26 protein-coding genes, 4 pseudogenes and 2 riboswitches are annotated in these 24,382 nt (G+C 43.6%); of the genes and pseudogenes, 21 read left to right on the top strand and 9 right to left on the bottom strand.

From position 1 onward, the window contains the following. The first annotated feature begins 59 nt into the window (after positions 1-59). The 6 genes from Y79_RS0102995 (at position 60) to spo0E (ending at position 5,062) form a co-directional block, all read left to right on the top strand. Positions 60-1,256 (top strand): pyridoxal phosphate-dependent aminotransferase, encoded by a 1,197-nt coding sequence (locus Y79_RS0102995; RefSeq protein WP_016936358.1) that lies wholly within the window; start codon positions 60-62, stop codon positions 1,254-1,256. Positions 1,257-1,292: 36 nt separating this feature from the next. After that, a riboswitch (SAM riboswitch) is annotated at positions 1,293-1,392 on the top strand. Positions 1,393-1,473: 81 nt separating this feature from the next. Then, positions 1,474-2,688: a 2,3-diketo-5-methylthiopentyl-1-phosphate enolase gene (gene mtnW, locus Y79_RS0102990; RefSeq protein ID WP_016936357.1), complete on the top strand. Its 1,215-nt coding sequence runs from the start codon at positions 1,474-1,476 to the stop codon at positions 2,686-2,688. After that, on the top strand, positions 2,685-3,389 hold the full coding sequence (gene mtnX / locus Y79_RS0102985) for a 2-hydroxy-3-keto-5-methylthiopentenyl-1-phosphate phosphatase (protein WP_016936356.1): 705 nt from the start codon (positions 2,685-2,687) through the stop codon (positions 3,387-3,389). Before mtnW ends, mtnX begins: the two co-directional genes overlap by 4 nt. Then, positions 3,347-3,976, top strand: a complete 630-nt coding sequence (locus tag Y79_RS0102980) for a methylthioribulose 1-phosphate dehydratase (RefSeq protein ID WP_016936355.1) — start codon at positions 3,347-3,349, stop codon at positions 3,974-3,976. Before mtnX ends, Y79_RS0102980 begins: the two co-directional genes overlap by 43 nt. Before the next feature lie 15 nt (positions 3,977-3,991). Continuing rightward, positions 3,992-4,531, top strand: a complete 540-nt coding sequence (locus Y79_RS0102975) for a 1,2-dihydroxy-3-keto-5-methylthiopentene dioxygenase (protein ID WP_016936354.1) — start codon at positions 3,992-3,994, stop codon at positions 4,529-4,531. A 270-nt stretch (positions 4,532-4,801) separates the two neighbouring features. Next, on the top strand, positions 4,802-5,062 hold the full coding sequence (gene spo0E, locus Y79_RS0102970) for an aspartyl-phosphate phosphatase Spo0E (RefSeq protein ID WP_016936353.1): 261 nt from the start codon (positions 4,802-4,804) through the stop codon (positions 5,060-5,062). Between the two features lie 207 nt (positions 5,063-5,269). On the opposite strand, the gene Y79_RS0102965 is transcribed toward spo0E, so the two are convergent. Continuing rightward, a complete protein-coding gene (locus Y79_RS0102965; RefSeq protein ID WP_155816700.1) occupies positions 5,270-6,787 on the bottom strand; it encodes an ATP-binding protein in 1,518 nt (505 codons plus the stop codon). 200 nt (positions 6,788-6,987) lie between these two features. On the opposite strand from Y79_RS0102965, the gene mhqR reads away from it, so the two are divergent. After that, positions 6,988-7,434 (top strand): MarR family transcriptional regulator MhqR, encoded by a 447-nt coding sequence (gene mhqR, locus Y79_RS0102960; protein ID WP_016936351.1) that lies wholly within the window; start codon positions 6,988-6,990, stop codon positions 7,432-7,434. 35 nt (positions 7,435-7,469) lie between these two features. Here the strand turns inward: mhqR and motB are convergent, their stop codons facing one another. From motB to clpE, 3 genes are all read right to left on the bottom strand, one after another. Further along, positions 7,470-8,255 carry a flagellar motor protein MotB gene (gene motB, locus Y79_RS0102955; RefSeq protein WP_016936350.1) on the bottom strand — a complete coding sequence of 262 codons (786 nt, stop codon included), beginning with the start codon at positions 8,253-8,255 and terminating at the stop codon, positions 7,470-7,472. Further along, complete coding sequence (gene motA / locus Y79_RS0102950; protein WP_016936349.1) at positions 8,227-9,042, bottom strand: flagellar motor stator protein MotA; 816 nt, start codon at positions 9,040-9,042, stop codon at positions 8,227-8,229. The genes motB and motA overlap by 29 nt, the downstream gene beginning before the upstream one ends. A gap of 166 nt (positions 9,043-9,208) precedes the next feature. Next, complete coding sequence (gene clpE / locus Y79_RS0102945) at positions 9,209-11,305, bottom strand: ATP-dependent protease ATP-binding subunit ClpE (protein WP_016936348.1); 2,097 nt, start codon at positions 11,303-11,305, stop codon at positions 9,209-9,211. 347 nt (positions 11,306-11,652) lie between these two features. On the opposite strand from clpE, the gene Y79_RS0102940 reads away from it, so the two are divergent. The 6 genes from Y79_RS0102940 to queF all read left to right on the top strand — a co-directional run bounded on the left by Y79_RS0102940 (position 11,653) and on the right by queF (position 16,500). Then, complete coding sequence (locus Y79_RS0102940; RefSeq protein ID WP_016936347.1) at positions 11,653-12,699, top strand: YkvI family membrane protein; 1,047 nt, start codon at positions 11,653-11,655, stop codon at positions 12,697-12,699. An 89-nt stretch (positions 12,700-12,788) separates the two neighbouring features. After that, entirely contained in the window at positions 12,789-13,910 is a 1,122-nt protein-coding gene (locus tag Y79_RS0102935; protein ID WP_016936346.1) for a hypothetical protein, read from the top strand. 111 nt (positions 13,911-14,021) lie between these two features. Continuing rightward, positions 14,022-14,066: riboswitch (PreQ1 riboswitch) on the top strand. A 96-nt stretch (positions 14,067-14,162) separates the two neighbouring features. After that, positions 14,163-14,822, top strand: coding sequence for a 7-cyano-7-deazaguanine synthase QueC (gene queC / locus Y79_RS0102930; protein ID WP_003154679.1), 660 nt, complete (start codon positions 14,163-14,165; stop codon positions 14,820-14,822). Further along, on the top strand, positions 14,823-15,263 hold the full coding sequence (queD, locus tag Y79_RS0102925; RefSeq protein WP_016936345.1) for a 6-carboxytetrahydropterin synthase QueD: 441 nt from the start codon (positions 14,823-14,825) through the stop codon (positions 15,261-15,263). It begins immediately after the preceding gene. After that, the gene (gene queE / locus Y79_RS0102920; RefSeq protein WP_016936344.1) at positions 15,256-15,987 is read left to right on the top strand and encodes a 7-carboxy-7-deazaguanine synthase QueE; all 732 of its coding nucleotides are present in this window, start codon (positions 15,256-15,258) and stop codon (positions 15,985-15,987) included. Before queD ends, queE begins: the two co-directional genes overlap by 8 nt. Before the next feature lie 18 nt (positions 15,988-16,005). Next, positions 16,006-16,500: a preQ(1) synthase gene (gene queF / locus Y79_RS0102915; protein WP_003154673.1), complete on the top strand. Its 495-nt coding sequence runs from the start codon at positions 16,006-16,008 to the stop codon at positions 16,498-16,500. A gap of 467 nt (positions 16,501-16,967) precedes the next feature. Here queF and Y79_RS01000000119930 read toward each other — a convergent pair. Further along, positions 16,968-17,321: pseudogene (locus Y79_RS01000000119930) on the bottom strand (winged helix-turn-helix transcriptional regulator); the annotation flags it as partial. Positions 17,322-17,489: 168 nt separating this feature from the next. Between Y79_RS01000000119930 and Y79_RS0102900 the strand changes: the two are divergent. From Y79_RS0102900 to Y79_RS1000000121920, 4 genes and pseudogenes are all read left to right on the top strand, one after another. Then, positions 17,490-18,236 (top strand): SDR family NAD(P)-dependent oxidoreductase, encoded by a 747-nt coding sequence (locus Y79_RS0102900; RefSeq protein ID WP_016936341.1) that lies wholly within the window; start codon positions 17,490-17,492, stop codon positions 18,234-18,236. Positions 18,237-18,391: 155 nt separating this feature from the next. Further along, positions 18,392-19,001, top strand: a pseudogene (locus tag Y79_RS1000000120570) (peptidase G2 autoproteolytic cleavage domain-containing protein); the annotation flags it as partial. 139 nt (positions 19,002-19,140) lie between these two features. After that, positions 19,141-19,434, top strand: a pseudogene (locus Y79_RS0102885) (hypothetical protein); the annotation flags it as partial. 28 nt (positions 19,435-19,462) lie between these two features. Continuing rightward, positions 19,463-19,875 (top strand): annotated as a pseudogene (locus Y79_RS1000000121920) (M15 family metallopeptidase); the annotation flags it as partial. A gap of 68 nt (positions 19,876-19,943) precedes the next feature. On the opposite strand, the gene Y79_RS0102875 reads toward Y79_RS1000000121920, so the two are convergent. Both Y79_RS0102875 and Y79_RS0102870 read right to left on the bottom strand, forming a co-directional pair. Then, complete coding sequence (locus Y79_RS0102875; protein WP_016936338.1) at positions 19,944-20,306, bottom strand: DUF1433 domain-containing protein; 363 nt, start codon at positions 20,304-20,306, stop codon at positions 19,944-19,946. Positions 20,307-20,462: 156 nt separating this feature from the next. Continuing rightward, the gene (locus Y79_RS0102870) at positions 20,463-20,825 is read right to left on the bottom strand and encodes a DUF1433 domain-containing protein (protein WP_016936337.1); all 363 of its coding nucleotides are present in this window, start codon (positions 20,823-20,825) and stop codon (positions 20,463-20,465) included. Positions 20,826-20,875: 50 nt separating this feature from the next. On the opposite strand from Y79_RS0102870, the gene Y79_RS0102865 reads away from it, so the two are divergent. Together Y79_RS0102865 and Y79_RS0102860 are read left to right on the top strand one after the other, a co-directional pair. After that, the gene (locus Y79_RS0102865) at positions 20,876-22,291 is read left to right on the top strand and encodes a hypothetical protein (protein ID WP_016936336.1); all 1,416 of its coding nucleotides are present in this window, start codon (positions 20,876-20,878) and stop codon (positions 22,289-22,291) included. Positions 22,292-22,303: 12 nt separating this feature from the next. Further along, a complete protein-coding gene (locus Y79_RS0102860; RefSeq protein WP_016936335.1) occupies positions 22,304-22,609 on the top strand; it encodes a hypothetical protein in 306 nt (101 codons plus the stop codon). A gap of 103 nt (positions 22,610-22,712) precedes the next feature. Here Y79_RS0102860 and Y79_RS1000000120320 read toward each other — a convergent pair whose 3' ends face one another. After that, positions 22,713-22,940: a hypothetical protein gene (locus Y79_RS1000000120320; protein WP_016936334.1), complete on the bottom strand. Its 228-nt coding sequence runs from the start codon at positions 22,938-22,940 to the stop codon at positions 22,713-22,715. A gap of 442 nt (positions 22,941-23,382) precedes the next feature. Between Y79_RS1000000120320 and Y79_RS0102845 the strand changes: the two genes are divergently transcribed. Continuing rightward, a complete protein-coding gene (locus Y79_RS0102845; protein ID WP_016936332.1) occupies positions 23,383-23,658 on the top strand; it encodes a DUF3219 family protein in 276 nt (91 codons plus the stop codon). Between the two features lie 73 nt (positions 23,659-23,731). On the opposite strand, the gene Y79_RS0102840 is transcribed toward Y79_RS0102845, so the two are convergent. Continuing rightward, positions 23,732-23,917: a YkvS family protein gene (locus Y79_RS0102840; protein WP_003232446.1), complete on the bottom strand. Its 186-nt coding sequence runs from the start codon at positions 23,915-23,917 to the stop codon at positions 23,732-23,734. Positions 23,918-24,080: 163 nt separating this feature from the next. On the opposite strand from Y79_RS0102840, the gene Y79_RS0102835 reads away from it, so the two are divergent. Then, entirely contained in the window at positions 24,081-24,275 is a 195-nt protein-coding gene (locus Y79_RS0102835) for a hypothetical protein (protein WP_012117423.1), read from the top strand. Positions 24,276-24,382: the final 107 nt, after the last annotated feature.

Genomic DNA, 24,382 nt, shown 5'->3' with positions numbered 1-24,382 from the left:
TTATTTAACCATATATGATGATGGACTATCATTTCAAGACATTTTTAGAAGGTGAAAATATGAACTTTGAAGTCTCAGATGTACTCAAACAGCTGCCGGAACAATTTTTTGCATCTTTGGTGCAAAAGGTCAATCAAAAGCTGAAAGAAGGCAAAGACATCATCAATTTAGGACAGGGGAACCCCGATCAGCCGACACCTCCGCATATCGTTGAAGAAATGAAGCGTGCCGTCGAAAGGCCGGAAAATCATAAATACTCATCATTCCGGGGCGCTTACAGCTTCAAAAAAGCAGCGGCTGAATTTTATGAAAGGGAGTACGGGGTGACGCTTGATCCGGAAACGGAAGTAGCCGTGCTGTTCGGAGGCAAGGCGGGGCTTGTTGAGCTTCCGCAATGTCTTTTGAACCCGGGAGATACCATTCTTGTGCCTGATCCCGGATATCCTGACTACTGGTCGGGGGTCGCCCTTGCGAAAGCGAAAATGGAAATGATGCCGCTGACGGAAGATAAAGGGTTTCTCCCCGATTACAGCGCAATTCCTGAAAAGGTGCAGAACGAGGCGAAGCTGCTGTATCTCAATTATCCGAATAATCCGACCGGTGCTGTGGCAACAGAGGCGTTTTTCGAGGAGACGGTCAGCTTTGCGGAACAAAACGGCATTTGTGTCGTTCATGATTTCGCATACGGGGCTGTCGGTTTTGACGGGCATAAACCGCTGAGCTTTTTGCAGACAGAAGGCGCAAAAGAAACGGGGATTGAAATCTATACTTTGTCCAAAACGTATAACATGGCGGGCTGGCGGGTCGGATTTGCCGTCGGAAACGCGTCTGTCATCGAAGCGATCAATCTTTATCAAGATCATATGTTTGTCAGCCTGTTTCCCGCGGCGCAGCAGGCGGCAGCCGCCGCTCTTTTGGCGGATCAGACGTGCGTCGCAGCGCAAAATGACAGATATGAGTCGAGACGCAATGCCTGGATTGCAGCCTGCCGTGATATCGGCTGGGATGTGACGGCTCCGGCGGGTTCCTTTTTTGCATGGCTTCCGGTGCCGGACGGATATACGTCGCAGTCGTTTTCAGATCTGCTTTTGGAAAAAGCGGATGTCGCGGTCGCAGCCGGAAACGGGTTCGGAAAATTCGGAGAAGGCTATATAAGAGTCGGTCTTCTGACAAGTGAAGAAAGACTTAAAGAAGCTGCGGAACGGATCGGGAAGCTGAATCTTTTCACCCGAAAAAGCATTGACATATCAGGATAACAATGCGATAATTCAAAATACTTTATAAAATCATTATTCTTATCAAGAGCAGGCAGAGGGACGAGCCCGATGAAGCCCGGCAACCGACTGATAAAGCACGGTGCTAATTCTTGCAGCAGGAGCTGAGAGATAAGATTCGGACATAACACGAAGCCTCTTTCTGCTCTTAAGGAAGAGGCTTTTTTATGTTTTGCGAAAGAAAGAGAGGCGTTCACGCATGAGCGAAGTATTGGCAACATATCTTCTGACAGACACAACGGACAGTGAAAAGCGGGCGGAACAGATTGCGGCGGGGCTGACGGTAGGCTCCTGGACGGATCTGCCCCTGGTGAAACAGGAACAGCTCAGAAAGCATAAAGGCCGGGTCGTGAAAGTTGAGGAAAAAGAAGGGGCCAAAGAAAACGAAACACAATCCGTCATCACCATCGCCTATCCTGAGGCGAATTTTTCAAGAGATATTCCGGCCGTCCTGACGACGGTATTCGGAAAGCTGTCACTGGACGGAAAAATAAAATTGACTGATCTGGAATTTTCCGAAGGGTTTAAACGCTCCCTTCCCGGGCCGAAATTCGGTATATACGGCATCCGCAAACTGCTGGGCGAATTTGAAAGACCGCTTCTGATGAGCATCTTTAAAGGCGTGATCGGACGGGATCTTGCCGACATTAAAGAGCAGCTCAGACAGCAGGCGCTCGGCGGCGTGGATCTTATTAAAGATGACGAAATTTTCTTTGAAAATGAACTGGCTCCGTTTGAAACCCGCATTATCGAAGGAAAACAAGTCCTGAAGGAAACGCGGGAGGAGACGGGGCATAACACGCTGTACGCCGTAAACCTGACGGGGAGGACTTCTGAATTGCGGGATAAAGCGAGACGCGCGGCAGAACTCGGGGCAGACGCCCTCTTACTGAATGTGTTCGCCTACGGCTTAGACGTCATGCAAAGTCTTGCTGAAGATGGGGAAATCCCGCTTCCGATTATGGCGCATCCGGCGGTCAGCGGCGCGTTTACATCATCTCCCGTTTACGGTTTATCGCACGCACTTTTGCTCGGCAAGCTGAACCGCTATTGCGGCGCCGATTTCAGCTTATTTCCGTCACCATACGGATCCGTCGCTCTTCCGAAGGAGTCCGCACTTGCGATCCATCATGAATGTGTAAAGGAAGACGTCTTTCACCCGACGTTTGCCGTCCCGTCAGCAGGCATTCATCCCGGCATGGTGCCATTGTTAATGCGTGATTTCGGTATTGATCACATCATCAATGCAGGCGGAGGCATTCACGGCCATCCGAAAGGAGCCGAGGGCGGCGGAAGAGCGTTTCGCGCCATTATTGATGCGGTGCTTGAAGCACAGCCGATTGAAGAAAAAGCCGCGTCGTGCAAAGATCTTCAGCTCGCATTAGACAAATGGGGAAAGGCGGAATCCGTATGACCCGCACACCGCTGATTATTTGTGATTTCGACGGAACAGTCACCATGAACGACAACATTGTCAGCATGATGAAAGAATTCGCGCCCCCTGAGTGGCTTGAATTAAAAGACGGTGTTCTGTCTAAAAGCATATCAATTCAGGAAGGAGTCGGCCGGATGTTCGGGCTGCTGCCGAGCAGCTTAAAAGATGAGCTGACGGACTTTATTCTGGAGGATGCGAAAATACGGGACGGCTTTTTGGATTTTGTTTCGTTTGTCCGGTCAAACGATCTCCCGTTTTATATCGTAAGCGGGGGAATGGACTTTTTTGTGCATCCGCTTTTAGAAGGCATCGTAGAAAAAGAGCGGATCTTTTGCAATCATGCATCCTTTGACAATGAATATATTCATATCAATTGGCCGCACGCCTGTGACGAAGCCTGCACGAATCAGTGCGGCTGCTGCAAACCGTCAGTCATCCGGAAGCTATCCGACCGACAGAAATTTCTCATTATGATCGGTGATTCGGTGACGGATGTCGAGGCTGCAAAGTTATCCGGTATGTGTTTTGCGAGAGATTATCTTTTGACTGAATGCAAAGAGCTTGGTCTTCGGCATCAGCCTTTTCAAGATTTTCATGAAGTGAAAGCAGGCATCGAAAATATCGGGGAGGTGCAGGCATGGCTGCAAAAGAAGAACGCTGGCGCGAACTTGCCGAAGTAAAGCGCGAGCTGGCTGAAAGAGACTGGTTCCCGGCAACAAGCGGGAATCTTTCCATCAAAGTATCCGACGGGCCGCTGACTTTTCTCGTTACGGCAAGCGGAAAAGACAAACGAAAAGAAACAGACGAAGATTTTCTCTTAGTCGATGAGAACGGGGAGCCCGCTGAGACCGGCCATTCCTTAAAACCCTCGGCAGAGACGCTTCTCCATACGTACTTATACCAAAAGACAGACGCGGGCTGCTGTCTGCATGTCCATACCGTTAATAATAATGTCATCTCAGAGCTCTACGGGGATGAAAAACAAATCACTTTTCAGGGGCAGGAAATGATTAAGGCGCTCGGATTGTGGGAGGAAAACGCGTCGGTGACCGTTCCGATCATTGACAATCCGGCGCACATCCCGGCATTGGCCGAAAGCTTCGCGCGCCATGCAGATGCCGGATCAGGCGCGGTATTAATCCGCAATCACGGCATTACAGCATGGGGGCGGACCGCGTTTGAGGCGAAAAGGGTGCTGGAAGCCTATGAATTTTTATTCAGCTGTCATATCAAGCTTCTGTCACTTCGGCCGCAGCTTGTAAAATAAAAGGAGGAACGCAAAATGGCGACAATCAGAATTCATGACGAAAAGAATACGATCATTGAACATCAGGAAGAAGTAGCGCGCTTTTTAGACGAACAAGAGGTGATCTATGAGCAGTGGAACATTGAAAAACTTCCGCCTGAGCTTTCGGAGAAATACGATCTAACCGAAGATGAAAAAAACCGGATTCTCACAGTGTTTGATAAAGAGATTCAGGATATTTCAGCCCGGCGCGGCTATCAGTCTCAGGATGTCATTTCTTTATCAGATACAACACCCAATCTTGATGAGCTGTTGAACAATTTTCAAAGAGAACATCACCACACGGATGATGAAGTCCGCTTTATCGTCAGCGGGCACGGCATCTTCGTCATTCAGGGCAAAGACGGCACTTTTTTTGATGTCCGTTTAAATCCGGGGGATTTGATTTCGGTTCCGGAGAACATCCGCCATTACTTTACGCTTCAGGAGGACCGCCGGGTCGTCGCAATCCGAATCTTCGTGACGACTGAAGGGTGGGTGCCGATTTATGAAAATGAAAGTGTGCAAAACGGATAGATGTCCGAACCTCTCATGCGGTCAGCCGCATGAGAGGTTTTTTATTGTAATATAAAATCTCTGTTTTTTTATGCATTAAATGGGCGCATTTTGTTTATATCATTACCTGAATGGGTATTATTCTCGTAATCATACTAAAGATTCCAATATGAAATGAAAAATTAAGTTATTTAGTAAAAAAATGTTTACAAATAAAGTATAATCTGTAATAATGCTCAATAACCCAATCAAACTTGTTTCCTATTCTTTTAGCGGTGAGGGGTGAAGTGAATGGGCAGTTATTCTGAACAAGAAAAATTGCTAGTATCTATTGATGAAAAGAGAAAAATGATGATAGATGCGGCTAACAGGCAGGGGTTTACAGGATATGACACGATCAGACACAGCCAGGAACTGGACAGTCTGATGAACGCGTATCAGCAGCTGATAAACCGTGAACGCACACATCACCAAGGAATACAGGGCCTTGTGAAGAAAATAGGCTTGTTCTCCCGCGGTGACGTCATGCCTGCATATGAAGCAAACAAATGATTGATGATAAACAGATAACGAAGACTGAATGCGCTTCATGATCAACCGCCGCATCCGAAAGATGACCGCGTGCAGTCAGCGGGTTTTTCCGCTGGCACAGCTCACGAAGCGCCTCGTATCTATCTGCCGGCTATGTTGCCGTTCCCCGGTATATCCTCTTACACATATTCTCCTTATATAAAAAACACCCTGTTTCAGGGTGTTTTTTCATCGTGAAGCGGCAGGGAGGGTAATGGTGACCTCTGTGCCTTTATCGACTTCACTTTGAATGTCAATCGAACCGCCGTACATCAGCACGATCCGTTTACATACGACAAGACCGAGGCCGGTGCCTTTTTCCTTTGATGTGACAAACGGAAGGAAAATGTGCTCAAGCATATCCTCAGAAATACCCATTCCGTTGTCGGCCACCTTAATGACTGCTTTATGGTCGAGGGCCTCTAAATAGATGGACAGCCTGCCGCCTTCCTGCATTGATTCGAGCGCGTTTTTCGCGACATTTAAGATCACCTGTTTAATATGGTCTTTCGTGCAGTTGACCTTGAGCGGCCGATTGACGAGAATCTCCACATTCACTTCCACATTATAAAGATTCCCTTCCGAATAAATAATCGGCATAATCTCATCAAGAATATCCTGCAGCGAGTTCACTTCCAATCGTTCCGCGGTCGGTTTGCCGAGCACTAAAAACTCACTGACAATCTGATTGATCCGTTTAACTTCCTGCTCAATAATTGAGAAATACAGCTGATCTTCCTCCGTTTTATATTTTTTCTGCAAAAGCTGAATGAAGCCGCTGATCCCTGTAAGCGGGTTGCGTATTTCATGAGCGGTGCTTGCGGCAAGCGTTCCGATCAGCTCCAATTTTTGTGCCTCGTTTTGAGCGCGCTCCAGCTCGGTCTTGCGCTTAAGCAGATAATATTGAACGAGGATGAACAGAATATTCAGCAGCACGGCAATACTGGACATCGGCAGCAGCACGCTTTTGGTCAGCTCGTTCAGCTCTACCGGTTTCGGGTAAACATTGATATTCCAATTAATATCATCCAGATAGCCGCTGACGGGTTTCACGCCTTCTGACTGATCTGCCCGTCCGCTGGCAAATATCACTTTATCCTCATGGGTTGCCTTGACATAAACGTCGGGGCTCAGCATATTGATCATATTTCTCAAATAATCGACTTGTATGGCGGCCACGAAATAATCCGTGACCTCCCGGTTTGCGTCTAACACCGGCACGCAGATCGTAAAGATGCGCTGGCCTGTAATTCTGCTGGAGTAGTCGTTTGTGATGACCGTTTTTTTCGTCTTTTTTGCCTTCGTAAAATACGGTCTGTCGGCCAAATTCACCTTTGTTTTCAGATCGGTCGTGCTTGCGATGACGTCACCTTTGGAATTCAGCATATACAATCCGCTGAATCTGGGTTCATCCTCAAAAGCCTGATCGAGAATTTCATTTATCTTTTCTTCATTGACAGGCTTATCGACAGCGATCGCAAGTGTTGTCATCCGGGCTTTTGTTTCACCGATTAAATAATTGAGCTTATTGCGGTGAAGATTGAGCATCATACTGGCTTCCTGTATGTGTTTATCGGCTATTTTCTGCTTTTCTTTTTCATATATGAAAAAGCTGATAATAAGTGCCGGGATGATCACCAATATGAGATAAAGTTTGATCTTTCCCCGGGCACCTTTAAATGTATTCACTCTGCATCGCTCCAACATTACACTTGAATAGAGGTATTATATCATTGTTTATACTTCTTTAATAAGAAAAAATAACCAAAATGCTATAAAAACAAATTATTTTATTAAGGTCCGTCAAAAAGAAGAGAAATTTTGGAAAGATTTTTGTTGACATTTTTCATTTTGTTTATTAATGTTTCTCTGTAACGGTTTCTTTTGCAAAAAGGATGATTGAATGTATGACGGATAAAACAGAAAACTCATTGAAATTATTTATTGTACTGTCGCGTGCATACCGGTCCATAAACGACCATATGAATAAACATATTCATAAGCACGGCCTGAATCCGACAGAATTTGCTGTGCTTGAACTGCTGTATCATAAAGGCAACCAGCCGCTGCAGCAGATCGGCGACAAAATTTTATTAGCGAGCGGAAGTATTACATACGTTGTTGACAAATTAGAGAAAAAAGAACTTCTCATCAGAAAAGCCTCGCCGACTGACAGGAGGGTGACTTTCGCACAGATTTCCGAAAAGGGAATCCGTCTTTTGGACGATATTTTCCCTGATCATGCAGCCGAAATTAAAGAAATGATCAGTGTGCTGAGTGATGAAGAGATAGAAATGTGTACGGAAATGCTGAAAAGAGTGGGATTAAACGCTAAACATTTTCATCAGAAATAAAAAAGGAAGCCATTTGAAAGGCTTCCTTTTTTATATTACTGATTTTGGTCAGTCGCGGCGTTTCTAGGCTGTATCAATACCTCGACACGCCTGTTTTTGCTGCGTCCTTCCGCGGTTTTGTTCGACGCAGCCGGCTTATACTCACCGAAACCTTTGGCGCTGAATACTTTTGCATCAAGTTTCGGGTTTTCTGTAAGAATAGCCATGAAGTTGACGGCCCGCATGACGCTTAAATGCCAGTTTGATTGAAATTGTGAGTTTTTAATCGGCACATTGTCCGTATGCCCGCTGATGATAATGTTCCTTGGCGGATTCAGCACAAGGAGATTCGAGATTTCCTTCGCAAGCGGAATATCTTCCTGGCGGATATCCGCCCGTCCTGAGTCAAAAAAGATACTGTCTTTAATGGTAATTAAGAGGCCTTCTTTTGTCAGCTTTGTTTCCAGCTGATGTTCAAGCTTTTTGTTTTTTATAAATTGTTTGACTTGCTTTTGCACACCTTCAAGCTCTTCGCGGTCGGCTGCTTCTCTTTCTTTCTTTTTCTGTTCTTTATCTTTTTCCTTGTCTTTTTTTAACTGATCAACGCCGTCTTTTTCATTTTCGGGAGGGGTGACGCTTGAATATTCAAGGACCCCCGTGCCTCCTGTGAAAACGGCGTTAAATGATTTAGACAGCATTTGAAATTTCGCCGCGTCGACAGAACTCATGGCGAACAATACAATGAACAGAGCCAAAAGAAGGGTGAGAAGGTCCGCGTACGGGATCAGCCAAGACTCATCCACATGCTCGTCATCATGCTTCTTCTTCTTTTTTCTCGCCATTGGTTGCCTCTCCTTCTTGTTCAATGACTTTTGCTCGTTCGTTCGCAGGGAGATACATGAGAAGTTTTTGTTCGATCACTTTCGGCGCCTGTCCTTCAAGCACCGACAGAACGCCTTCAATCATGATTTCACGCAGTTTGACTTCCTGTTTTGATTTACGTTTCAGCTTGTTGGCGAAAGGATGCCATAGTACATATCCCGTAAAGATCCCGAGAAGGGTGGCGACAAACGCCGCACTGATGGCATGTCCGAGCGCCTCGGTATTGTTCATATTGGAAAGAGCGGCGATAAGACCGATGACCGCACCCAAAACGCCGAGTGTCGGCGCATATGTGCCGGCTTGGGTAAAGATAGCCGCGCCGGCCTGGTGTCTGTCCTCCATCGCTTCAACTTCCTCAGTCATAATATCTCTGATAAATTCTGCGCTTTGTCCGTCAACCGCCATGCTCAGTCCGTTTTTCAAAAACGCGTCATCCACGTCTTCGATGCTTGCTTCCAATGCGAGCAGACCTTCCCGTCTGGCGATTTGCGCCCATTGAGAGAACATGGGAATTAATTGCGCAATGGTCAGCTGTTTGTTTTCTTTAAACAGCACTTTAAAAAGGGCAGGCACTTTTTTGATTTCTTTTCCGGGGAATGCGATGATTACCGCAGAAATCGTACCGAACAAAATAATCAGAATAGCTGCCGGGTTAGCGAGTGCGCTTAAGCTGACCCCTTTCAGCACCATGCCCACGCTTAAAGCAATCAGGGCGAGGATGATACCGATAATCGATGTTTTATCCATAGTTTTCACCAAATCCTTTATACTAGCTTTCTATGGTTAATATCGGTGGCAGTGGATGGAACTTTAGGGTGAATGCGAAATTGTTGCCGAATTCTTCACAGTTTCTGCCCTCCGGCATGGCAAAAGATACAAAAAAGCGGCTCCCCGGACAGGGAACCGCTTTTTCTTATTGTGCATGGACTTTGATGCCGTCTTCTTCCATTACGACATGGAAGGCTTTTATTTCATTGTCATCCAATAAGAGATCTGTCATTTCGTCTTCGAGCAATTCTTGGATGGTTCTTCTGAGCGGGCGTGCTCCGAAAGCAGGGTGATAGCCGATTTCAGCGATTTTTTCTTTCGCATCATCGGTGACGCTCAGGCTGATGCCGCGCTCTTTTAATGTGTCTTCAAGCTCTGCGAGAAGCAGGCTGACGATTTTCACGAGATGTTCTTTTTTCAGGGATTGGAATTCAATAATGCTGTCAAACCGGTTTAAAAACTCCGGTTTGAAGAACGCGCTCAGTGAATCAATCAGCGTTTGTTCTTCCATGACGCTTTCTTCAGATTGGAACCCGACCTTTGCTTGTTTTTCGCCGGTTCCCGCGTTGCTTGTCATAATCAGAACGGTATCTTTGAAGCTGACCGTTCTGCCTTGGCTGTCTGTCAGACGGCCGTCCTCCATAATCTGCAGGAACATATGCTGGACGTCAGGGTGCGCTTTTTCAATCTCATCAAGCAGCACGATGCTGTACGGATTGCGTCGCACTTTTTCCGTTAATTGCCCGGCTTCATCATGTCCGACATATCCCGGCGGTGAACCGATGATTTTAGAAACGGCGTGTTTTTCCATGTATTCACTCATATCGAGCCGGATGATGGAATCTTTTGTACCGAACAGTTCATCTGCGAGTGTTTTTGATAACTCGGTTTTTCCGACCCCGGTCGGTCCCACAAAGAGGAAGGAGCCGACAGGTCTGTTTTTTGATTTTAAGCCGGCGCGGCTTCGTCTGACTGCTTTCGCCACTTTTTTCACGGCTTTTTCCTGACCGATGACGCGCTCATGAAGGCGCTCTTCAAGTTCCTTCATTTTGACTTGTTCATCAGCCTGAAGTTTTCCGACCGGAATGCCTGTTTTCTGTTCAATGATGGCTTGAATATGCTCCGCCCCGATTTCTGAAGAAGCGGCCGGTGTTTCATGCGCCAGCTGCTTTTCCAACGCCGCTTCTTCATCGCGCAGTTTCGCGGCAAGCTCATAATTTTCTTCCTGAAGCGCTTTTGATTTCTCCGCGTCAATTGCTTTAAGTCTCTCAGCCGCATCTTCTTCATTTACGGTATCAAGCTCCAGGTTTGCCTTAGAACCGGCTTCATCTAACAAGTCGATCGCTTTATCCGGCAGATGGCGGTCCTGAATGTAGCGGGAAGAAAGTGTAACACACGCTTTGATCGCTTCATCGCTGAATGTGACGCCGTGGTATTTCTCGTATTTATCTTTAATGCCTTCAAGAATGCTGATGGCTTGTTCGATAGAAGGCTCGTGAACCATGACAGGCTGGAAGCGTCTTTCAAGCGCTGCGTCTTTTTCAATCTGGCGGTACTCTTTCAATGTTGTCGCCCCGATGACCTGCAGTTCACCTCTGGCCAGCGCCGGTTTCAGGATGTTTCCGGCATCCATTGATCCCTCGGCAGAGCCGGCGCCTACGAGAAGGTGAATCTCGTCAATGAACAAAATGACGTTTTTCCGCTCTTTTAATTCGTTCATTAATTGTTTCATTCTTTCTTCAAACTGGCCTCTGATTCCTGTGTTGGCGACGAGGGAAGCGACATCAAGCAGATAAAGTTCTTTGTTTTTCAGTTTGTTCGGCACATCGCCTTCAGCGATTTTAAGCGCCAAACCTTCTGCAATAGCCGTTTTGCCGACACCGGGTTCACCGATAAGCACCGGGTTGTTTTTATTCCGGCGGTTCAAAATTTCAATTACGCGCGCCACCTCATCATCGCGTCCGATCACAGGGTCAATCAGACCTGCTTTTGCGCCGTTTGTGACGTTTTGAGCGAGCTCATCGAGCAGACCCTTTTTACGGCTGTCCTGCTGTTTATTTTGACCGGGAGCGAAGCCTTGCTCAAACGGGAATCCGAAAGATTGCGGACCCATGCTCATAGCCGGTTTGCGGGTTAATTCTGTATAACATGTTTCACATAAAACGAATTGTCTTTGAATGGAATTGACTTGCATGTTCAGGCGAATCGTCGCCTCGTTTTTCTGACAGTGTTGACAACGCATTTGCCAAAACCTCCTTGTTTGATCTTCTTTGACCAAATGAATTAGAAAATAAGGCCTTAACTTTGACCTTCTTTGATGAATAGTATACTCTGACCTTCTTTGACTTTCAAGTGTTTTGTTTTAAACCGCGAAAAATCAAAGTTTACAGCATGAAAAGCGGCATTTGAAATGTTTGACCTTTCTTGATGAAGAGTATACGCCGGTCCTTTTTTTCTTTCAATATTTTTGCTTAAAGGGGAGAGCTGAATTCGTTTTTGGGGAAGGATGATTTGTTCTTCTTTTCAGGCGACTTGTCTCATATGCTGATAAAAAGGCCTGGACAAATCTGCGCATAGCCGGAGGGTGAAATGGGACAAAGAAAAGGTTCTGCAAGTCAGCTTGCATTCGTATACGTAGGAACGGTTGTAGGAGCCGGTTTTGCCACGGGACGGGAAATCGTTGAATTTTTTCTGAGGTTTGGCTGGATCGGTCTGTTCGGTATCGTGGTAAGCGGTCTGATGTTTACATATTTAGGCGCCAAAATCATGATTATTTCCAAACGGATTCATGCAGCATCTTATCAGGAATTGAACACATATTTATTCGGCCGGTCCATCGGACGCGCCGTGAACATATTTATGATGTTTATCTTGCTTGGAGTGACCTCCGTCATGCTGTCCGGAGCGGGAGCGCTGTTTCATGAACAGCTTGGCTGGCCTGCACAAGCGGGGATCCTTCTGACGATCGTCCTGAGTTTTGCCGTCATGACAAGCGGCGTAAAAGGTGTGTTCGGCGTTAATGTATTGGTTGTGCCGCTTTTAATTTCCTTCTCTTTTATCGTTGCTGCTGATTCTTTTGTATTTACAAGTGCGAGAAATGCGGACGAATGGGTATGGCCTGACAAGTGGAACTGGCTTTTGTCCGCCGTCTCTTACGGCGCGTTAAATTTATCGCTTGCCCAAGCCGTCCTTGTGCCGCTTGCGAACGAAATGTCTTCAGAGAAAGTGATCAGAAGGGGGGCTTATTTAGGCGGCGCTCTGTTGACACTGGTGCTTGTCGCGAGCTTCTTATCATTATCGGTGCTGCCGGATGTGCTGGAGTTTGACATTCCGATGGCTCAAGTTGTGTATTTGTATTCGCGCTCGCTTCATATCATCTATTTGTTTATTATTTTCGGGGAAGTGTTTACGTCGGTTATCGGCAATTTATATGGATTGGAAAAACAATTAAACAGTTTTCTTCATATAAAAAGTACATATATTTACGGCGGCATTTTGGTGTTTGCGTTTATTGTCAGTCAAATCGGCTACGGACAGCTGATTTCCACCGTTTATCCGGTGTTTGGATATGTGAGTCTGGCCTTTATCGGCGCATTGGTTTGCAAAAAAGTCCCGAAAGAAAAACAACGTAAATAAGGAAAATGTCTGTATTTTTTGGGAATTCCCCTTCTTTTTTCCTGCCATTTCTGTATAATGAATTGGGAAATGATGGGGAGGAGTAAGAGATGAAAGATCGACGTGTATTATTGGGATTTATTTTTATTTGTATCGGCATTGCGTTTTTTTTACAGAAGGCGGGAGTTATACATCTTTCTGCCGGTTCGGCGTGGCCGTTTCTTTTCATTATAATGTCCGCGGGGTTTCACGCCGGATTTGTTTTTTCGAAAAAAACGCCTGAACAGACGGGACTGCTCGTTCCCGGCGGTCTTTTTCTTGTGCTGGGCTTCCTGTTTTGTTTTGAGACGGCAACAGGATGGGCGTATTCAGGCGTGACGTGGCCTGTTTATATATGGGCGCCTGCTCTCGGTCTGTTTGAGCTGTGGTACTTCGGCGGTAGAAAGATCGGCGTATTGATTCCTGCTATGATTTTGGCAGGGACGGGTGCCCTATGCTTTGCCGGTATGCTGTTGACAGGGCTGTGGCCGCTTTTGATCATTGCAGTAGCGCTTCTGTTTCACGCCGCTGCCTTCATGCAGCCGAAAAAAAGAACGGGCCTTCTCATTCCGGGCGGAACATTGCTTGTGATTGGCGGGTTATTATGGTTTGAAACGCTGACAGACTGGACATACGCAAATATGACATCGCCTGTCTACCTCTTTGCCGTAGCGTTCGGCCTGGTTGAAGCCTGGCTGTTCGGAAGAAAGCAAAGGGGGCTATTGGCTGCTGCTGCGATTCTGTGCGCAATGGGAATTTTCGGCATATTCACCAATGTAAATGAAGTCATCAGCGAACGCGGCTGGCCCGCACTCATTCTTTTGCTTGCAGCCGCTTTTCACATTCCGATTTTCGGTCCGAAACCGGTCAAAAACGCAGGACTTCTCGTACCGGGCGGCATTTTATTGGTTACGGGGATCTTGTTTGTTTTTGAAACGGCGACCCATTGGGCCTATTCCGGTGTGACATGGCCTGTTTACCTGTTGGCGGCGGCATTCGGTTTATTTGAACTGTGGCTGTTCGGCGGGAAACAAAAGGCGCTGCTCATTCCGGTTGCGGTTCTGACCTTGACCGCGCTATGCTTTACGCTGATGTATCAGCCGATCATCCCGGTTTCTGTTTTCTGGCCTGCCTTATTTGTGCTGATCGGTATTGCACTGATGGCATTTCCGAAAAAGAAAAGCCGGGCTTAAATCGGTTTTTGCAGCCTGACACAGGTTTCAGGCTGTTTTTTTTTATTGTCAGGGGAAACGGCATTATGGTATGATAGCAAAAGTGAAAAAAAGAAGAAAATCCGTATTGATGCGGGAGAGGTTCTAGCTACACCCTCTATAAAAAACTAAGGACGAGCTGTATCCTTGGATACGGTTTTTTTATGTTTTTTAGGGCGCCTTCTCCGAGAAAGGCGCTTTTTTTATTGAATGATAGATAAGGGAGAGAAAGACATGAAAAAAGAAAAAGCGGTTGTGGTGTTCAGCGGAGGCCAAGACAGCACGACGTGTTTATTATGGGCTTTGCAAAACTTTGAAGAAGTAGAAACCGTTACATTCCATTACAATCAGCGTCATCAAGAAGAAATTGATGTAGCTAAATCGATTGCCGAAAAGCTCGGTGTCAAAAATCATCTGCTTGATATGTCTCTTTTAAACCAGCTTGCGCCAAACGCGCTGACACGGGATGATATCGAAATTGAAGCGAAGGACGGCGAACTGCCGACAACATTTGTGCCGGGGCGCAACCTTGTATTTTTATCCTTTGCATCGATTCTTGCATATCAAATCGGCGCACGCCACATCATCACCGGTGTATGCGAGACTGATTTCAGCGGCTATCCGGACTGCCGGGACGAGTTTGTCAAGTCCTGCAATGTCACCGTCAACTTGGCGATGGAAAAGCCGTTCGTCATTCATACGCCGCTTATGTGGCTGAACAAAGCGGAAACATGGAAACTTGCTGATGAGCTCGGCGCGCTTGATTTTGTAAAGAATAACACATTGACTTGCTATAACGGCATCATTGCGGACGGATGCGGAGAATGCCCGGCATGTCTGCTCCGCAATAAAGGATATGATGAATATATGAAAATGAAAGGGGAGCGGAACTAATTGCTTTCTCAAATTTACCCGCAGGTTCAGCATCCTTATTCGTTTGAGCTGAATAAGGACATGCACATTTCAGCCGCGCACTTTATTCCCCGTGAAAGTGCCGGAGCGTGCAGCAGAGTCCACGGCCACACGTATACAGTAAATATTACAGTTGCAGGGGATGAACTGGATGATTCAGGCTTTCTCGTGAATTTCAGTGTGCTGAAGAAATTGGTGCACGGCGCTTACGATCATACATTGCTGAATGACCATGACGAATTTTCCGATGATGACCGATATTCGCTGCCGACAACCGAAGTCGTAGCCAAAACGATTTACGATAAAGTTCAGTCCTACCTCGAAACACTGGAGAATCAGCCGGTCTGCGTCCAGGTTTTTGTCAGGGAAACCCCGACAAGCTATTGCGTATACCGCCCGAAAAAAGGTGATTTGAATGGCTAAAGGAATCCCGGTTTTAGAAATTTTCGGACCGACGATACAAGGAGAGGGCATGGTCATCGGCCAGAAAACCATGTTCGTCCGCACGGCAGGCTGCGACTACTCCTGCAGCTGGTGCGACTCCGCCTTTACATGGGACGGCTCAGCCAAAAAAGATATCCGCTGGATGACGGCGGAAGACATTTACCGCGAGCTGAGAGAAATCGGCGGAGACGCCTTTTCCCATGTTACCATCTCAGGAGGAAACCCGGCGCTGTTAAAGCAGCTTGACGCGCTGATTCTGCTGCTGAAAGAGCATGGTGTGCGCGCCGCTTTAGAAACGCAGGGAACGGTCTATCAGGATTGGTTTACAATGATTAACGACCTGACAATTTCACCGAAGCCGCCGAGTTCAGGGATGACAACCGACTTTGCAAAGCTCGATCACATCGTATCTTCGCTTGATGCGGCTGAAAGGCTTAGCGCAGTCAGCTTAAAGGTCGTCATTTTTAATGATGAAGATCTGCAATTCGCGAAAACCGTGCATAAGCGGTATCCGAATATCCCGTTTTATCTTCAGGTCGGAAACGATAATGTCCACACGACGGATGATCGGGCATTAATTGCGCATCTGCTCGAAAAATATGAAAAACTCGTTGATAAGGTTTCTGCTGATTCGGATCTGAATCTCGTCAGAGTCCTGCCTCAGCTTCATACATTGCTTTGGGGCAATAAACGGGGAGTTTAATAGAAAGGGAGAATTTACATGACAAGAAAAGAATCAGAATTAGAAGGAGTTACACTCCTGGGGAATCAAGGGACAAACTATTTATTTGAATATGCGCCGGAGGTTTTGGAATCATTCCCGAATAAACACGTGAACCGTGATTATTTCGTTAAATTCAACTGCCCGGAATTTACGTCGCTTTGCCCGAAAACGGGACAGCCGGATTTTGCAACTATCTACATCAGCTATATTCCGGACGAAAAAATGGTGGAAAGCAAATCGTTAAAGCTGTATCTTTTCAGCTTCCGCAACCATGGAGACTTCCACGAGGACTGCATGAACATCATCATGAATGACTTGATCGAATTAATGGACCCCCGCTACATTGAAGTATGGGGCAAATTCACGCCAAGAGGCGGAATCTCCATTGACCCGTATACAAACTACGGCAGACCGGGAACAAAATATGAAAAAATGGCCGAACATCGGATGATGAATCATGATATGTACCCGGAGACGATTGACAACCGGTAATTATTCCGTTGTGTGATACGGAGTGTGAAACGAAGTGGGGTCACAGTAAAAGCGGGAAAAGTCACACATGAAAATGGCTCTACTCGTGGGAAATGTATTAAAAAGTGTGACCTGAGGTGCAACCTGAACTGTGACTTTTATGCAGTGAAAAATTGATAGTACAGAAGCAGATAAAGGCGTACAATTTGTACGTCTTTTCTTTTTTATCCGAAAGAAAAAATGCCTATCTAGAGATCACAGGCATTAAATATTATTATCAATATCTTCATTTATTTTTTGGCTAAGTTTCTGAACCTTCTCTTTAACATTTGAAACAGCTCTTTTTTGAATGTCATCAAAGTTCTCCTGAATATAGTTCATGACACTTCTTATTAGAACTTACTTTCAAAATTGAATATCTCATTTATTTCTGACTGTTCTTCATCTGTTAGGTGATGGTATTGAAGTTGTTTAGCATTTACTTCAGCAGCTACATGTTCTGGTTGTACAATTTCATATTCACCTTCTGCATACTCTTGCTCCGCATAATGGACTCCCCATTGACAGAGCTCCTGCAAGATAGGTTTAAGAGATTCTCCAAGTTCAGTGGATGAATATTCAACCTTCGGCGGTACTTGATTATACATCTTTCTGCTCACAAGTCCACTGGCTTCAAGCTCTCTAAGTGTTTGAATCAGCATTTTCTGAGTTATATTTGGGACAATGCGCTTTAATTCACTCGTTCTCTTTGGTCCATTCATTAAAAAGTATAATACAAGACCTTTCCATTTTCCTCCAATAACTTCCTTTGTCACTTCAAACCCACAGCTAAATTTTTTCATGTCTAAAGCTCTCCATTCCACATTTATTACTTTTTAGTTACTATATCACAAAAAAGTGGGTACTTCCGATAATGTGCTTACTGAAGGATACTATATCTTGTAAGTTGTTCTTCAAGTACTTAAAGGTACTAGACATAAAATAATATTAATTCTAAAGGAGTGTTAAGTATGGGTAAATTTGAAGGTAAAATAGCGCTTGTAACGGGTGGAACAAGTGGGATTGGTCTTGCTACAGCACAAAAATTTGTAAACGAAGGTGCATATGTTTATATCACGGGACGTAGACAAAACGAACTTGATAAAGCTGTTAACCAAATTGGCAAGAATTTAACCGGTGTTCAAGGTGATATTTCTAAGCTTGAAGACTTAGACAAACTATATGACATGATAAAGCAGGAAAAAGGTAAGTTGGACATTCTTTTTGCTAATGCAGGCACCGGCAACTTCCTTCCATTAGGTGAAATTACTGAAGAGCAGGTTGATAGAACGTTCGACATTAACGTTAAAGGAACCATCTTTACTGTTCAAAAAGCGTTATCACTATTCCCGGACAAAGTAGGTTCTATTATTGTAACGGGCTCTACTGTTGGATCAATTGGCAACCCGGCGTTTAGTGTATATGGAGCATCTAAAGCAGCATTAAGAGCACTAGTTCGCAACTGGATTCTTGACCTAAAAGGCACTGAAATCCGTGTAAATGTGGTTAGTCCAGGAGTTATTCTTACACCTGCATACGATGAGCTTTTTGGTGATGCACTTGAGGGAGCCATGGAAAATACGAGAAATACTGTTCCAGCTGGAAAAGTTGGGACACCTGAAGAAGTAGCAAACGCTGTATCTTTCCTTGCTTCAGACGAAAGCAGTTACTTGACGGGTGTTGAATTGTTCGTAGATGGCGGGCTAGCACAGGTATAATTTCACTGCGCAGAGATTACAAATAGTCCCCAAAAAAGGTTAATGGGGATTTACTTGAAGAAGTCGTATAAAAAAGTCGTTCTCCTTAAAGGACAGGGAATTCGACTTTTTTATGTTTGAATTTGATTAACGTTGTAAATTCGCATTTTCCTGGGGCTACCACTAATGCTAAATGGGAAATAGACTCACAAAACGGTAACATTTTAGGTGCTGGTCGTGTTGAAAGTGCTTCAAACTTCAAGGACTATGCTGAGTATTTTGAATCTGCAGATGGCAAAAAGATTGAAAGTGGATACCTTGTAACCCTTGAAGGAGATAAGATTCGCAAGGCTTTAAAAGGTGATGAGATGCTAGGTGTTATTCTGAGACAGCGGGCGTGGTATTAGGTAGTGCTGAGTTTTATTGGAATGACAGATACTTAAGAAATGATTTCGGTGGATTGATCTATGAAGAAACTGAAGTTGAATACACAGATAAGGATGGGAACATAAAAACTGAAAAGAAAAGCCTTGCTAAGCCCAATCCGGATATGATCCTGAATTAGACTACACTTCACGACAGGAGCGTGATGAGTGGCATGTTGTTGGACTTATTGGACAGGTGCATTTACGTATTGGTGATACTGTTCAAGCAGGTGATAAGATTATAGCTAAGAATGGTAAGGGATCCAAAGCGGAAGACAACACAGGATTAACAGTCATGAAAATTAAGCAGCCATATGATTCTAATAAGGGATATGGTGTAGCAATAGCATTTATCAGATAAGGAGGTAATAACGATTTATAAGGAATTAGTATTAAATGATGAGGATATTCATGTGAATAAGTCATTTAAGGATAAAGTTGGGGAGCTGCTTCAACAGTTCACATCAGATTTCAAAGCTAAAATGGAAGAATTGTTACAACAGTTCACTGCACATAGTTTTAATCAAATCCGGCATACCTCTGATGCTGAGCGTAAGAAATGGAACGGAGCTGTCACATATGTCAACATCATGCTAAAGAATGGGGCTACAGCAGGTACGCGGACACCAATGTACGCAAAATGGGGAGCGTTTTTAATTTTAAGGGGGCATGTGAAAACAGATCCGGAAATCATTTTCGGCTCAATTCCGGTTGAATTCGTACCATACGGAGGTGCAGTAAAATCAGTACCACTTAGCGGAACAGGTGGAACAGCCAATCTGATAATTTACGATTGGTGGTTATTCTAAATCTCATACTAAATGGAATGGTTATGGTGCATCTGATATTAAGAAATTTATTGCTTATGCCAAATCAATTGGCTTTGAATGGGGTGGAGATTGGACAGGGTTTGTAGATCAGCCACACCTTCAATTCAACTATAAGGGCTATGGTACTGATACTTTTGGAAAGAAAGCATCTTCTGCACCTTCAAAATCCACAAATTCAGGCATAAAATCAGTCGGTAAGATTAAAATTGTAGGTGTATCAAATGCTGCAATTATCATGGACAAACCTGACCGTATTAAAGCTAAGAACATAGGTGCAATTGGGCTTGATAAGACAATTGTATCGCTGGGTCTGTTAGAGGTTCAAACAATTCTAAAGGATACTGGGAGATCATTCATAACGGTAAACGCCGATATGTGTCTGGTCAGTATGGCAAAATGGTTTAAGTAAATAAATAGTCCCCTTAAATTTCTTTGAGGGGACACTTTTGTTTATTTGATGATTTATCCTCTTTTTAATATTCACATGGCTTATCTTCGCATTCTGGCTTTTCTTTAGCATCAACATAAGACGATGTTATAGTGTCATTTGACTTGTCATAAATCCCCCAAAACTCTTTTTCTTTGTTGCCGTTCAAATAACCCTCTGCATTAATCCCTCCCATTGGATCTATTTCATATTTGTCCGAGAAATCAATTTTATCTATACCTTCATAGTTGGCATTTATGTAATCAGTCATTCGTTTTTTAGCTTTATCAAATAACTCTAGTTCTGCAGTCTTAACTTTTTCTTGCTTTTCATCATATTGGTGTTTCATGTATATTCCCCCAAGTGTTATTAGAGCTAGAGTAGTAAGTATAATTATGGATTTCTCCATAAAACCATCCTTCTTGTCGTATAATGAGAGTGGATTATCATTTTTTTGAAAAATCTATTGAAGTGGGTTAAGAAAAGTATCCGATCCTTTGATAATACTAATGAGTTTTGAGAAAGCATAAAAGACCCCTCTACTCTATGGTGAGGGGTTGTATACTTAATACTCACATACGTTATCTTCGCACTCAGGCTTCTCGGTTGCATCCACAGTGAAAGATATGACTTTGTCATTACCTTTATCATAGATTCCCCATATTTCTTTTTTCTTATTTCCATTGAGGTAACCATTGATTTCAATGCCACCCATTGGGTTTACCTCATAATCATCAGTGTAATTAATTTGTTCAATACCTTTATAGTTTGTTTTAATAAAGTCAGTCATTCTTTTTTTAGCCAAAGAATACAATTCTTCTTTTTTAGCTTCTTGGGCTTCCATTTTTTTGTCGTGTTGTTCCTTCATAAATATCCCTCCAAGTGTTATAATAACCAGAGATATAAGGATAATTATGTATTTTTTCATAAAACCATCCTTTCTGTCTTACATTTTACATGAGGGAAGGGGCATTGTACATGAATACAAAGACCGACATACCTAATCTATCAGATGAAGACTATTTTTCTCTCAGTCAAAATACATACAGTGAAAAGAAAATGAAAAAAGCCTATGAAAATAAGACACCACTTGTAAATGATTCAAAAAAGGCTTTTTACGTAGATAAAATCAAAAAAGACCCAGACACAGGCCTAGATGTTTACGTATTTGTCCAAGCCAAGAAAAAAGAAGGTAAATGGGTAAAACCAAAAAAACCAGAAAATGTCGTTGTAGGTTTTCAAGGAACAAATCAGGAACAAATTAAAGCTGATGTTATAAGTGCAGATGGCGGCAACGTAGTCATGGGTAAAGACCCGAAAAAGAAAGTCCAATACATAATGAAAAAGGATGCATCTGAAAACTCTAAAGCTATTGCCAAGTATAACGGCAGTATGGAACAAGCAATGATGATTAAGAGTGGAGAATACAAAATTGTCACTAAGACATCTCAATTTGATCAAGGTGATAAGCTCGTTGCCAATGAAGTGAAAAAGTATGCTGGCACTAACACAGTGATTTCGACAACAGGTCACTCACTTGGAGGGGCAGATGCGGAATACGCTGGTGTAAACAATAACGTTTACAGTGTAGCTTTTAACAACCCTTCCATTGTTAAACTGCACGATGAAGAAACACAGAATAAAATCAAAAATGGCGAATTTGATTTGTATCATAAGGCAATTATTAACCCTGATGATATGGTGGGCTCAGGATGGTTTTTAGAATACGACAGACACAACGGAACAACCATATATACGAAAGATCCAAGCATCGCACGTCAAGATCGAGCAAACCGGCTTAATCCGTCTCTAGGTATTCCTGGTGTTTTAGGGAGTCTTATTACTTCTTTCTATGGCCAAGCATTTGCAAAAAATCCTGATACTCATAGTTTAAATGATTCGAATTTTAAATTTGATAAGAATGGTAATATCCAGAGTGTTGATGGCAGCAAAGGTGTTTATAACCAGAATATCGAATCATTCTCATCTTTCTCAGGCATGAATGGCCAGACAATTAAAGTGGATGCTAAATATGCAAAAGAATTAGCTAAACGATTACAGGCAGCTATCGAAGACTTAAAAACAAAGAAACAAGCAATTGAACGATTCCCTCATGATCACAGCAAAATGGTGTATGACGTAAAATCGATTTGTGGTAAGAGATTGGGAGAATTCAAGGATCTAGAACCAAGCGATGTTGATAAAGCTGTATTGTTTCACGCACCTTATGTGAAAGATGGGGCAGCATTTTATGACTCAGAAGAACAGTATCAAACTGAGGCTTCTCTTCATTATTTGATTAGAGATTTAGAGGATATTAGTGAGTTTATTGTTAAAATGGCTGAGGATTTAAAAGATAAGGATAATGAATTAGCAAGCTGGTTACGGTTATAAGGGGGATTTAAATTGCCATATGGAGTTAATATGGATGCAGATGAATTTTACAGACGGTTACAACAGAATGAGGAATTAAAAAAAATTGTGGGTTCAAGTTTAAAAACTCATTGCCAGAACCTAAAAGAAGACACAAAAAACGCATCAGACTTTTCTTCAGCACAACAGGTTATAGCTGAAGTGTATGTTGCTTTACTCTCTTCATTTGAAGGTAAAGCTAAAGAAGCATTAGTACAAAGGCTTAATGAAAATGCAACAATGCTGACAAATGCTACAGAGAACAGAAGTGCTTTTCTGAGGAGTATAAGGACTAAATAATTAAAACAACCTCTTCACTTTAGATGTGAGGGGGTCTTTTTAACTTATGATGTAGCAAAATTCGCAGACGTCTGCGAAAATACTCAGTTATTCAATCTCTCTTCTAATTCATGAATTCATGAATACGTCTTTCTAAACTAGAGAATTTCTTATCGTTATAACTATGATCAAGTTCGATGTTCTTGTTGATCAATTTGAGCATCGACATAACTTCTTCAGGTTCATTTTCCTCTATACGGGAAACTGTATCCTTGATTTCCTTTACATCCTGTTTAACTTCAGCAATATCCTTTGATAACTGCTGAATAGCTTCTAATATTTGTTTCTCCATCCCGTTCACCTCTCCTTACAGTATAACAGCTATTGCAATACTTTTGATTATCCGAAATTTGGACAATCCAATATTTCAATGGTTTTGTTTAACGGTTTGTAGAATTCTCCTCTACAAACTCTACAACCTAAACCCCGCCTTTTAAGCGGGGGTATTTTTCGTCTGTGGCGCGCCGCCGGAAAGGTGCATGATATCCGCACAGACCTTGTATAATGAAAAGAGAAATCATCTGGACAAAAGAAAAAGACGAGTAAACCCGGGGGGAGTATACTCGCCGCTTCATTACGTGACGGGTGCTGGATGGCAGCTCGTCTGTTTCATTATAAAATGGGGAACGTATGTTTGTAAAGGCCTGCGCCGTTTTTTTCTTATCCGGAGCGGAACAATTGTAAATGAATGATCAGCATGATAGCATGTCCTGTAAAAAGAAGGAGTGTTCGTCATGGAGCCGTTAGAGTTAAACGGTGTAAGGCTTGAAATGTATGACTGTAAAGAAAGTGCGGGCAAAAACGGCCGCGTCATCTCATTTATATTGAAGGTGACCTCTGAAACGTATCATGACATCGCCGTCCTTTTGTATGAAAAAACATTTGAAATTAAGGCGCCCGATCGGGGTCTTGAATTCCGCGGCAAAATAACCAACTACCATACATCCATCACAAATCTTTACAATAAAGATGAGACCGGAGATTTTTTCATTGAAATGACGGAAATCTGAAATCATTTGAAAAAGCTGCCGGGCGGCAGCTTTTGTGCGGGATATGTAAATGGTTCGGATTGTTCAGTGGGGGTTAATAGGAGTCTCTGATGATTTTATAATTTTTATGGTTGACGACAGTGAGGGAATCTAATTCAAGATCACGATAATTATCCATGATGGTTACATCAACGATGACGGAGTTTTCATTTACCTTTTCAACAACACCGGTTAATCCGTTTTTAAATTCAATGACGTTTCCAACCTTAGCAATTTTCACGAGCTTCCTCTCCTTTATCATAAATCCTGTTTGAAAATATTTTGCAGTATTTTCTTTAAGAAGTAAAGCGATATGGGTATCGGCCTGCTCAATCATTGTCCCGGCGGGGGAAAGATGGTATATTGATTTTCGGGAAAAAGCCGAGAAAAGGAGGCTGTGTTCGTTGCTGCCTGAAGAAATATCAGAACGTATCAACCAAATGCGCACCGGTGAAATCAAAGAATTCAGGGTGCAGAAAGAACATTTTCTTGCATTTCGAGCGGTTTTATCGAAGCAGGAAGATTTTAAGCATTTCCGCGGTATTGCACAGCAGGGCGGAGATGTTGTTTTCCAGTATTTAGAACAGCCAAGAAGCTGACGGCTCCTCACATATGAGGAGTCTTTTTTTTGTTTTCGCTGCTCATTTCATCTTGCTGTAACAGATGTAAACAAAATGTAAAATCCCTCCGATGGATACTTTTACTG

Source organism: Bacillus siamensis KCTC 13613 (assembly GCF_000262045.1).
Lineage (GTDB): Bacteria > Bacillota > Bacilli > Bacillales > Bacillaceae > Bacillus > Bacillus siamensis.
Note: the sequence above shows the minus strand (reverse complement) of the source record. Positions and strands in the feature narration are given on the sequence as shown.